Origin of the sequence: Stenotrophomonas sp. NPDC077461 (assembly GCF_049545475.1) — a bacterium.
Lineage (GTDB): Bacteria > Pseudomonadota > Gammaproteobacteria > Xanthomonadales > Xanthomonadaceae > Stenotrophomonas > Stenotrophomonas nematodicola.
Window position 1 is genome coordinate 222,846 of sequence record NZ_JBMWDO010000007.1, and the last position, 10,065, is coordinate 232,910.

The following is a 10,065-nucleotide window of genomic DNA, read 5'->3' on the forward strand; positions in this document are numbered from 1 at the left end:
TCAGTGCCCTCCGTTCGAGGTGTCGGACGTTTCGTCGTTCAGTGCCCGCTTGCTACGGCTCTCATGCTGGCCATGGGGTGTGTCGTCGGCATTGCCGTCGCGCCCATGACTTCCGGAACCTCCATGACCGCCATGCCCCTTGTGCATGAACACATGCATCAAGGGACATAGCAGCAGGATGGCCAGGGGCAACCAGCGAAGCGTCCCCCCAAGGTGGGCGCCGTGCTCGACGGCGAGATAGAACACGGCCAGCGCCAGGAAGATCCAGAAGACCCAGCGTCGGGAGCCTGAGGGGGCAGGACTGGAGGCTGTCATGGCAAATTCTCCTCTGTGGGGCGGCGTCCAAGAAGTCGCCGGGGGGTGGACTTGACGAACCCGCCGCCTTCAGCAGCGGCAACAGATTCGATCAATGCGCAGACGTCATCGCCAGTCGGAATGGAGTCCGGAAGCTCCGCCCAGGCGTGGATGGCACGCTCCATTCGTCCGTGCATGGCGAGCAGCCTGTCCAGTTGTTGGCGGGTGTCGTCGAGCCTGCGCCGAATGATGTCCCGCACAAGCGGACAGGGACTATGTCGCAGCAGGCTGTGGTGGATGATTTCCTCGATTTCCCCCAGCGTGAAGCCAAGGTGTTGCGCCGTGCGAATGAAGTGCAGGCGAAGGAGCTCCGAGGTGGAGAACAACTGGTAGCCGCCCTCGGTATGCGTGGCCGCTTGCAACAGACCGCGCCGCAGGTAGTTGCGCACCACATGCACCGTGACATCGCCCTGCCGTGCCAGCTGGCGGACCGTCATCAGCGGCAGCGTCACTTCTTCCTTGGTCGTCATCGGCTTGCTCCCGGCGAGGTGTTGATCAGGCTAGACCTGTGTCTCGCACACAGGTCAACCGGCCTTGCGGTGGGCGAAGCCAGTAACGCGCGAATTGGCCGTGGACGGACGGATGTTCGCGGCCACAGTTGCATGAGCCGTCGGTCCCTGCCTGCGTTGAACGGCCCCATCACTACTTCTCCTTGGGTAGTGCGGAGGAGGGGTGCGGCTTCCTGGCCAGCTGCCGCTGCTTGATCAGCGAGTACAGCGCCGGGATCACGACCAGGGTGAGGATGGTCGAAGACACCATGCCACCTACCATCGGCGCAGCGATTCGGCGCATGACTTCCGAGCCAGTACCGCTGCTCCACATGATGGGCAGCAGGCCCGCCATGATCGCGACCACGGTCATCATCTTCGGGCGCACGCGGTCGACCGCGCCTTCGATGATGGCCTCGCGCAGGTCCCGTGAATCCAGTGCCCGGCCTTCGGCCTGCCTCTGCGCGGCACGCGCTTCAAGTGCGTGGTCGAGGTAGATCAGCATCACCACGCCGGTTTCCGCGGCGACGCCGGCCAGCGCGATGAAGCCCACGATCACCGCGACGCTGGTGTTGTAGTCGAGCATCCACATCAGCCAGATGCCACCGACCAGTGCGAAGGGCACCGACAGCATCACGATCAGCGACTCGGTGACACGGCGGAAGTTGAGGTACAGCAGCAGGAAAATCAGCGCCAGCGTCACCGGAACGACGACACGCATCTTCTCCGCGGCACGTTGCATGTATTCGTACTGTCCACTCCAGGTCACGTAGTAGCCAGGCGGGAACTGCACCTGCTCGGTGACCGCTTCCTGCGCAGCCTTCACGTAGCGGCCGAGATCGCTCTCTCGGGTGTCGACGTAGATGTACGCCGCCAGCATCGCGTTCTCGGTGCGGATGCTCGGCGCACCCTTCCTGACCTCAATCCGCGCCAGTTCGCCCAGCGGCACCTGGGCGCCGCCGGGCACCGGCACAAGGACTTGGCTGCCTATCCGGTGCGGATCGTCGCGGAGTTCGCGGGGATAGCGCACGATCGCGCTGAAGCGTTCGCGGCCCTGGAGGATGGTGGTGACGATCTCGCCGCCCAGCGCGGCGGCCACCACGTTCTGCACCTCGCCCAGGGTGACGCCGTACTGGGCCAGGCTGCCAAGGTCGGGGGTGATGTCGAGGTAGTAGGCGCCGGTCAGGCGTTCGGCGAACGCGCTGGTCGTGCCCGGCACTTCGCGCACCACGGCTTCGATCTCGGTGGCCAGCGCGTCGAGTTGCTCAAGGTCCGTGCCGAAGAGTTTGATGCCCACGGGCGTGCGGATGCCGGTGGCCAGCATGTCGGTGCGCGCCTTGATCGGCATCGTCCAGGAGTTGGCGACGCCCGGGAACTTCAGCGCCGCGTCCATCTCGGCGATGAGCTTGTCGGTGGTCATGCCGTCCCGCCATTCGTCCTCGGGCTTGAGGTTGATGACGGTCTCGAACATCTCCAGCGGTGCGGGATCGGTGGCCGTCAGGGCACGGCCCGCCTTGCCGAACACCGACTCCACTTCCGGGAAGCCCTTGATGATCCGGTCCTGCTGCTGCAGCAGCTCCGAGGCCTTGGTCACCGACATGCCCGGAAGCGACGCGGGCATGTACAGCAGCGTGCCTTCGTTGAGGGTTGGCATGAACTCGCTGCCCAGCCGCGATGCAGGCCACAGGCTTGCAAACAGGGCGGCCAACGCAAACATGATTGTGGCCATGCGATGCCGCAGAACGACGTTGATCACCGGCCGATAGGCCGCAACCAGGAACCGGTTCACCGGATTCTTGTGCTCGGGCACGATCTTGCCGCGCACGAACAGCAGCATGAGTACCGGTACCAGCGTGATCGACAACAGCGCGCCACCGGCCATCGCGAAGGTCTTGGTGAAGGCCAGCGGCTTGAACAGGCGACCTTCCTGAGCCTCCAGGGCGAACACGGGCAGGAACGAGACGGTGATGATCATCAGGCTGAAGAACAGCGCCGGCCCGACCTCGCGACAGGCATCGATGATCAGCTGGGTCCGGCTGCGGGAGCCGTCGGAGCGCTCGATGTGCTTGTGCGCGTTCTCGATCATCACGATCGCCGCGTCGACCATCACGCCAATCGAGATCGCGATGCCGCCCAGGCTCATGATGTTGGAGTTCATGCCCAGCATGCGCATCGCGATCACCGCGATCAGCACGCCGACGGGCAGCATGACGATCGCGACCAGCGCGCTGCGCGCATGGAACAGGAATACCAGGCACACCAGTGCGACGATCAGGCTCTCCTCGAGCAGCGTCGTGCGTAGCGTCTTGATCGCGCGCACGATGAGATCGGAGCGGTCGTAGACCGCCTGGACGCTGACGCCCTCGGGGAGTCCACTCGCAAGCTGGGCGATCTTGTCCTTCACCCCCCCGATCACGGCCAGGGCGTTTTCGCCGAAGCGCGCAATGACGATCCCGCCCACAACGTCGCCTTCGCCGTCCAGGTCGACGATGCCACGGCGCTCATCGGGTACCAGTTCGACCCGGGCGACGTCGCCGATCAGCACCGGTGCGCCCCCTTCGGCGCGCAGAACCAGGCTCTCGATATCCTCGATACCGCGCAGGTAGCCGCGGCCCCGCACCATGTACTCGGTCTCGGCCATCTCGATCACGCGGCCGCCGACGTCGCGGTTGCTCTCGGCGATCACCTCGGACACGCGTGAAATCGGGATGTCGAACTCGCGCAGCCGGACCGGATCGACGGTGATCGAGTACTGGCGCACGAAGCCGCCGACGCTGGCGACCTCGGCCACGCCGGGCGCGGTGGTGAGCTGGTAACGCAGGTACCAGTCCTGCATCGCGCGCAGCTCGTCCAGCGAGTGGCGGTCGCTCTGCAGCACGTACTGGTAGACCCAGCCCACGCCGGACGCGTCGGGTCCCAGTGCCGGTGCCACGCCAGCCGGCAGGTTTTTCGACGCGACGTTGAGGTTCTCGAGCACGCGCGAGCGCGCCCAGTACAGGTCCGTGCCTTCTTCGAAGATGACGTAGATGAAGGAGGCGCCGAAGAACGAGAAGCCGCGGACGTCCTTCGACTTCGGCGTCGCGAGCAGGGCGCTGGTCAGCGGATAGGTGACCTGGTCCTCGACCACCTGGGGCGCCTGCCCCGGGTACTCCGTGAACACGATCACCTGCACGTCCGACAGATCCGGTTGTGCGTCCAGCGGCGTGTTCATCAGTGCGTAGATGCCACCGGCGACAATCGCCAGCGCCATCAGCAGCACCAGGAAGACGTTGCGCACCGACCATTCAACGAGACGGCCAAGCATGTCAGTGCCCCTCGTGGCCGGTGGGGGCGGGCGGAGTCTCTTCCGGGGTAGCCGGCATGGAATGACCGGCGTGCGGATCAGAGGCCTCGTCACCATGACCTGCGTGCGGGTCGGCGGCGTCCTCGCCGTGCCCGGCGTGTGGATCCTCAGCGGTGCCCGAAGGCGCGCCGTGTCCTGTGTGACCCTCAAGACCCTGGAGTGCCGACTGCAGGTTGCTTTCGGCGTCGATCAGGAAGTTGGCGGAGACCACGACCTGCTCGCCCTCGGTCAGGCCGTCGAGGATCTCGATGCGATCGCCGCCGCGCCGCCCCAGGCTGACATCGCGCGGTGCGAAGCGGCCAGGGCCGGTCTCGACCAGCACCACCTGGCGCGTGCCGCTGTCGAGCACGGCCGAGCGCGGAACGGTCAGGACCGGTCCAGCCCCCGGCTCCTCCAGCACCACCGTCCCATACAGCCCGGGCCGCAGGTCGCCAGCGGGGTTGGGCAGGGCGATGCGCACATCCACGGTGCGCGTCATCGCATCGATGACGGGCTGCACGAAGGTGACCTCGCCCTCGGCCACCTGGCCCGGCAGGGCCACGGTTTCAAAGCGGGCCGTTTGGCCGGGCTGGATACCCGCGGCCTGCGCCGCCGGCACCTTGGCGATCACCCACACCTTCGACAGGTCCGCCAGGCGCAGGATGGTTTCGCCGGGCTCGAAACGCGCGCCCTGGACCACCGGCTTCTCGATCACGACCGCGTCCGCGGGCGCGGTGAGCACCAGGCCCGTCTTGCCCATCTGCGCGTCACTGATTTCCCAGTTGCGCAGGCGGGTGCGGGCGGCATCGCGCAGGCGGACCATCGACGCCGCGCTCGCGGGATCGGACCCGGCCAGCCTGCGGGCGGTCTCGTCGGCCAGCCGGTATTCCTGCTGCGCCGCGGCCAGCTGCGGGCTGTAGACGGAGAGCAGCGGCTGCCCGGCGCTGACCCGCATGCCGGTCTGGTTCGCGTACAGCCGCTCCACCCAGCCTTCGAAGCGCGGGGCGATCGCGTACTGCCGGGTCTCGTCGACCTCGACCGTGCCGCTGGTGCGCACGGTAGCGGACAGGGCTCCGCGCTTGACCGCTTCGGTGCGCACGCCCAGCGCCTGCACCTTGTCCGGCGGCAGCACCACCGTGCCCGGTGCCGCCGGCGGTGCGTCGTCGGCATAGACCGGGACGTAGTCCATACCCATCGAATCCTTCTTCGGCACCGGCGACGTGTCCGCCAAGCCCATGGGATTGCGGTAATAGAGCACCTTGCGTTCTGCGGCCGGGCCGTCGATCGACGTGCCCGCGGTCGGGGAGTCGTTCGTGGCGCGGCCGGCAATCCAGCCGACGGCGAGGGCGGCGAGTGCAACGCCGATGGCGAGCGACAGGGTCTGGACACGGGTCATCGGATCTCTCCTTCGATGGCGCGCACGGCGGCGGCGCCCAACAGTTCGTCACGCAGTGCATCGACCCGTGCGAGGTCGGCGCCCTGCCATTCATTGAGTGCTTCCAGCAGCGTCCCGAAGTCGACTTCACCGACCTGGTAGCTGGCCAGGGCGGACTGCCAGGTGGCGTCGGCCTGCGGCAGCAGCGTGTTCTCGATCAGTCCGCGACGCTCGCGCGCGTTGGTCCACTGCGACCAGGCGGAAGCGCCGCGTTCCTCGACGGCCCGCAGCGTGGCGTCCCTGCGGGCAAGCGCTGCGTCTTCGAGCAGGCGCGATTCGCGCTCGCGCTCGCGGCGGGCACGCTGCTGGAACGGGATCTCGACCTCGAACATCAGCTCGGTGCTCTCGATGCCGTTGCCGAACTGCATCGCACCCACGCCCAGGGTGATGTCGGGAAAGCGGTTGCGACGCTGCAGTACCACGTTCGTGCGCGCCGCCTCGGCGCGAGCCTGCTGCGAGCGCACCGCGGGATGCGCATCGGCGTCATCCAGTGCCTCGGCAAGCGAGGCGCTGTGGACGGCGAGGCGCGGCGCCTCGTCGGGAGTCGCCAGCGGTGCATCGGACCGGCGCCCCAGCACCGCGTTCAAGGTGGCGGCCGCCTCCTGCTTGGTCGCGAGGCGTTCGATCCGCTCGCGCTGGAGGCTGGTCTGCTCGACCTGGGCGCGGATGGCATCCTGCTGCGCCGCGCGACCCAGGGCGTAGCGCACGCCGGCCATCTCTTCCACCTGGCGGAGCAGGGCGATGCGGCGATCAAGCACGGCCACGGCCTGGTCGGCATGCCAGTAGCGTGCGTAGGCCGCCTCGGCGTCGGCCAGCAAGTCGCGCGCAGTGGTGAGGCGATCGAGTCCGACCGCGACCGCGTCCTGGCTGGCCGCGGTCCGCGCCAGGGCGCGCTTGCCCCAAAGCGGGAGGCGCTGGCGCAGCGCGTAGTTGACCTCGCGCTCGGCACCGGCGGAGCGCCAGGGCTTGTCCGGATCGAGGCCGCGGAATCCAAGGGAAGCCGTCGGGTCGGGTAGGGCGCCCGCTGGCTGGATCCGTGCTTCGGCGGCCTGGGCCTCGAAGTCCATGGCCCGCAATTCCGGGTTGTGTTCCAGAACCCAGGCGCGGATCGACTCGAGGCTGTGCCCCGGGACGGGTTCGGTGGCGGTCACCGGCAGCGCCAGGGCCCACAAGGCGCCGGCAAGCACGCCGGCAAGAAGGTGCCGGAGCGGTGGCAGACGGCGGGACAGAGGGCGAGGGTGCAGGCGCCTGGCCGGCAGTCGGTCGAACGGGGATGCCATATCAGTGTCCTTGGGCCGACGCGACGCAGGTCGCTCGGACGAGGGCAGGAACACATGCCGTGACGCAGCCACGGCGCGAACGCACAGGACTGCGCCGCACAGACGTGCGGAGCAGTCAGCGTCCAGGCATCAGATCAGCAGGAGTGCCGCTGGATGGGCGGTAGGTCGGTGCCAGGCGGGTCTGGGCGGCGAATCCACCCATGTAGCCGTGACACCTGGCGCAGCATCCGCAATCGCGGCGATCGCAAGCCAGGAGAACCAGGCTTCGGCCAGCAGCGGCGGAATCGAAGGGATGCGCCCACTGTCCGCCGAGATGTCACCCTCGGTGCAGTGCGCGTCGCACACTGCCTTGCTCGCTGAGGGGAGCTCGGCATCGCAGCCGTGGCCATGGTCGTGTCGGGTGTCGGTGGCGGCAGCGACAAACGCCGCCGGCGTGACTGGGAGATCCAGGCAATCGCCATGGCCTGCGAGCGCGAACTGGGACCAGAGCAGGGCCACCATCGCGAGGAGGGCGGTGCGCTGGAACAAGTTCCGATGGCGGATGTGGACCATGGCGTGAGCTTACCTCTTACTGGAACCGATGCAATTGATCCAAGTCAATCCTTGGCCAGGCCCAGGGGCTGGCGCGGCACAGATGTGGTCGGCGAGGACGGTACGGCGGCCGACTTGGCAAGGCGAAGGGCGTTGGCCACCACCGACACCGAGCTCAAGCTCATCGCAAGCGCCGCGACCATCGGGCTCAGCAAGATCCCGAATGCGGGGTAGAGCACCCCGGCCGCGACCGGCACCCCCAGCGCGTTGTAGAGGAACGCGAAGGTGAGGTTCTGCTTCATGTTGGCCACGGTGGCCTGGGAGATCTTCCGGGCGCGCAGGATGCCCCGCAGGTCGCCCTTGACCAGGGTGATCTGGGCACTGGACATCGCGACGTCGGTGCCCGTGCCCATGGCGATGCCGACGTCGGCCGCGGCGAGCGCCGGGGCGTCGTTGATGCCGTCGCCCGCCATCGCCACCCGCCGGCCTTCGCGCTTGAGGCGCTGCACCAGCTCGGCCTTGTCCTCGGGGCGGACTTCGCCATGCACCTCGTCCAGGCCCAGCTCGGTGGCCACGGCCCGTGCGGTGGTGAGCCCGTCGCCGGTGGCCATGATGATGCGCAGCCCGGCGGCGTGGAGCTCGTTGATGGCCGCCGCGGCCGACGCCTTGATCGGGTCGGCAACCGCGACCAGCCCCGCCAGGCGCCCGTCCACGGCCAGGAACATGGCGCTCGCGCCCTCGCGGCGCATCCGCTCGGCCACGTCGACGTGCGCAGCGGGATTGGCGCCCAGGTCGTCCATGAGCGCGGTATTGCCCAGCGCAAGCGCATGGCCGGCCACGGACCCGCGCACACCCATGCCGGTCACCGAGTCGAAGTCCTCCACGCGGTCGAACTCGAAGTTCCGGCGTCGAGCCTCGGCGACGATGGCGTCGGCCAGCGGGTGCTCGCTGCCCTGGTCCAGGCTGGCGGCCAGGTGCAAGACCCGGTCGGCGTCGAAGCCCTCGAAGGCCACGACTTCCTTGAAGGCGGGGCGCCCCTCGGTGAGGGTGCCGGTCTTGTCGACGATCAGGGTGTCGATGCGGCGCATGTGCTCGATGGCCTCGGCGTCGCGGAACAGCACGCCCACCTGCGCCGCCTTGCCCGTGGCGACCATGATCGACATCGGCGTCGCCAGGCCCAGCGCGCAGGGGCAGGCGATGATCAGTACCGAGACCGCGTTGAGCACCGCAAAGGTCCAGGCCGGCTCCGGACCGAAGGAGCCCCAGATAAAGAAGGTGGCCACCGCGATCGCCAGCACCGCGAGCACGAACCAGTAGGCCGCGATATCGGCCATCCGCTGCATCGGCGCGCGGGAGCGCTGCGCCTGCGCGACCAGCTGCACGATCTGCGACAGCACGGTGTCGGAGCCCACCTTGGCGGCGCGGATCACCAGCGCGCCGGTGCCGTTCTGGGTCGCGCCGATGACCTGGTCGCCTGCGGTCTTCTCGACCGGAATCGGTTCACCCGTGAGCATCGACTCGTCGACGCTGGAGCGGCCTTCCACCACTTCGCCATCCACCGGCACCTTCTCGCCGGGACGCACGCGCAGGTGGTCGCCGACGTGGACGTGGGTCAGCGGGATGTCTTCCTCGGTGCCGTCGGCGTTGACCCGCCGGGCTTCCTTCGGCGCCAGGCCAAGCAGGCCCTTGATCGCCGCGGACGTTTTCGAGCGCGCCCGCAGTTCCAGCATCTGGCCGAGCAGGGTCAGCGAAACGATCACCGCCGCCGCCTCGTAGTACACCCCGACGCGCCCATGTTCGGTAAACGACGGTGGGAACAAGCCGGGTGCCAGCGTGGCGACCAGGCTGTAGCCAAAGGCGGCCGCAACGCCAATCCCGATGAGGGTGAACATGTTCGGGCTGCGGTTGCGGATCGACTGCACGCAGCGCTCGAAGAACGGCCAGCCGGCCCACAGCACGACTGGTGTGGTCAAGACCAGCTCGACCCAGGTCTGCACGTCGATCGACAACGGCAGGATCTGCACGTCGCCCAGCACGACACGCGGGAGGTACTGGCCGAACATGGCCAGCACGAGCGTCACCACAGTCAGCGGAAGCGTCCACCAGAACCGGCGCGAGAAGTCGCGAAGTTCCGGATTGTCATCGTCCTCCAGGCTCGGCATTTCCGGCTCCAGCGCCATGCCGCAGAAGGGACAGTTGCCTGGACCTTGTTGCCGGACTTCCGGGTGCATCGGGCAGGTGTAGATGGCGCCGGGCTGTGCCACCTCGGGTTCGTCCTGGGGCGTCAGATAGCGCTCCGGATCGGCCACGAACTTCGCGCGGCATCGCTCCGAGCAGAAGTGGAAAGGTGTGTCGGCGTGGGTCGCATGATGCTGCGTCGTGGCGGGATCGACCTGCATGCCACAGACCGGATCGGTGACCCGTCCATCCGCAGCCTCGACAGGGGCTGCGCCTGCAGAATGGTGATGGTCATGGGACGACGGTGAGTTCATGCCGATGCTCGCTTTAGTGGGGATGGACTGCCAAGGCAGTGTGCCATTGCGGGTTACACAGCTATTCGGGGCTGAGCGTCCAGAGCACTTAAACAACATTCTGGAACAAGATGGCCAGCGAGGCCTCAGCCGTAACACTCTGCATCAAAGCCCGCACCTCCTG

General features: G+C 67.7%; 7 protein-coding genes. All 7 read right to left on the minus strand.

From position 1 onward, the window contains the following. Complete coding sequence (locus ACPEH8_RS14035) at nucleotides 1–315, minus strand: DUF2933 domain-containing protein (RefSeq protein WP_088434186.1); 315 nt, start codon at nucleotides 313–315, stop codon at nucleotides 1–3. After that, complete coding sequence (locus tag ACPEH8_RS14040) at nucleotides 312–824, minus strand: MerR family transcriptional regulator (RefSeq protein ID WP_017357196.1); 513 nt, start codon at nucleotides 822–824, stop codon at nucleotides 312–314. Before ACPEH8_RS14040 ends, ACPEH8_RS14035 begins: the two co-directional genes overlap by 4 nt. 172 nt (nucleotides 825–996) lie before the next feature. Next, nucleotides 997–4,146: an efflux RND transporter permease subunit gene (locus ACPEH8_RS14045; protein ID WP_049404640.1), complete on the minus strand. Its 3,150-nt coding sequence runs from the start codon at nucleotides 4,144–4,146 to the stop codon at nucleotides 997–999. A 1-nt stretch (nucleotide 4,147) separates the two neighbouring features. Continuing rightward, nucleotides 4,148–5,560 carry an efflux RND transporter periplasmic adaptor subunit gene (locus tag ACPEH8_RS14050; RefSeq protein ID WP_017357198.1) on the minus strand — a complete coding sequence of 471 codons (1,413 nt, stop codon included), beginning with the start codon at nucleotides 5,558–5,560 and terminating at the stop codon, nucleotides 4,148–4,150. Then, the gene (locus ACPEH8_RS14055) at nucleotides 5,557–6,750 is read right to left on the minus strand and encodes a TolC family protein (protein ID WP_229296417.1); all 1,194 of its coding nucleotides are present in this window, start codon (nucleotides 6,748–6,750) and stop codon (nucleotides 5,557–5,559) included. Before ACPEH8_RS14055 ends, ACPEH8_RS14050 begins: the two co-directional genes overlap by 4 nt. 258 nt (nucleotides 6,751–7,008) lie before the next feature. After that, entirely contained in the window at nucleotides 7,009–7,431 is a 423-nt protein-coding gene (locus tag ACPEH8_RS14060; RefSeq protein ID WP_017357200.1) for a hypothetical protein, read from the minus strand. Between the two features lie 44 nt (nucleotides 7,432–7,475). Continuing rightward, nucleotides 7,476–9,902 (minus strand): heavy metal translocating P-type ATPase, encoded by a 2,427-nt coding sequence (locus ACPEH8_RS14065; RefSeq protein WP_080354477.1) that lies wholly within the window; start codon nucleotides 9,900–9,902, stop codon nucleotides 7,476–7,478. Nucleotides 9,903–10,065: the final 163 nt, after the last annotated feature.

Excerpts from the sequence above, each read along its gene's own strand:
- ACPEH8_RS14035 (WP_088434186.1), bottom strand. The coding sequence starts at position 315 with ATGACAGCCTCCAGTCCTGCCCCCTCAGGCTCCCGACGCTGGGTCTTC.
- ACPEH8_RS14040 (WP_017357196.1), bottom strand. The coding sequence starts at position 824 with ATGACGACCAAGGAAGAAGTGACGCTGCCGCTGATGACGGTCCGCCAG.
- ACPEH8_RS14045 (WP_049404640.1), bottom strand. The coding sequence starts at position 4,146 with ATGCTTGGCCGTCTCGTTGAATGGTCGGTGCGCAACGTCTTCCTGGTG.
- ACPEH8_RS14050 (WP_017357198.1), bottom strand. The coding sequence starts at position 5,560 with ATGACCCGTGTCCAGACCCTGTCGCTCGCCATCGGCGTTGCACTCGCC.
- ACPEH8_RS14060 (WP_017357200.1), bottom strand. The coding sequence starts at position 7,431 with ATGGTCCACATCCGCCATCGGAACTTGTTCCAGCGCACCGCCCTCCTC.
- ACPEH8_RS14065 (WP_080354477.1), bottom strand. The coding sequence starts at position 9,902 with ATGAACTCACCGTCGTCCCATGACCATCACCATTCTGCAGGCGCAGCC.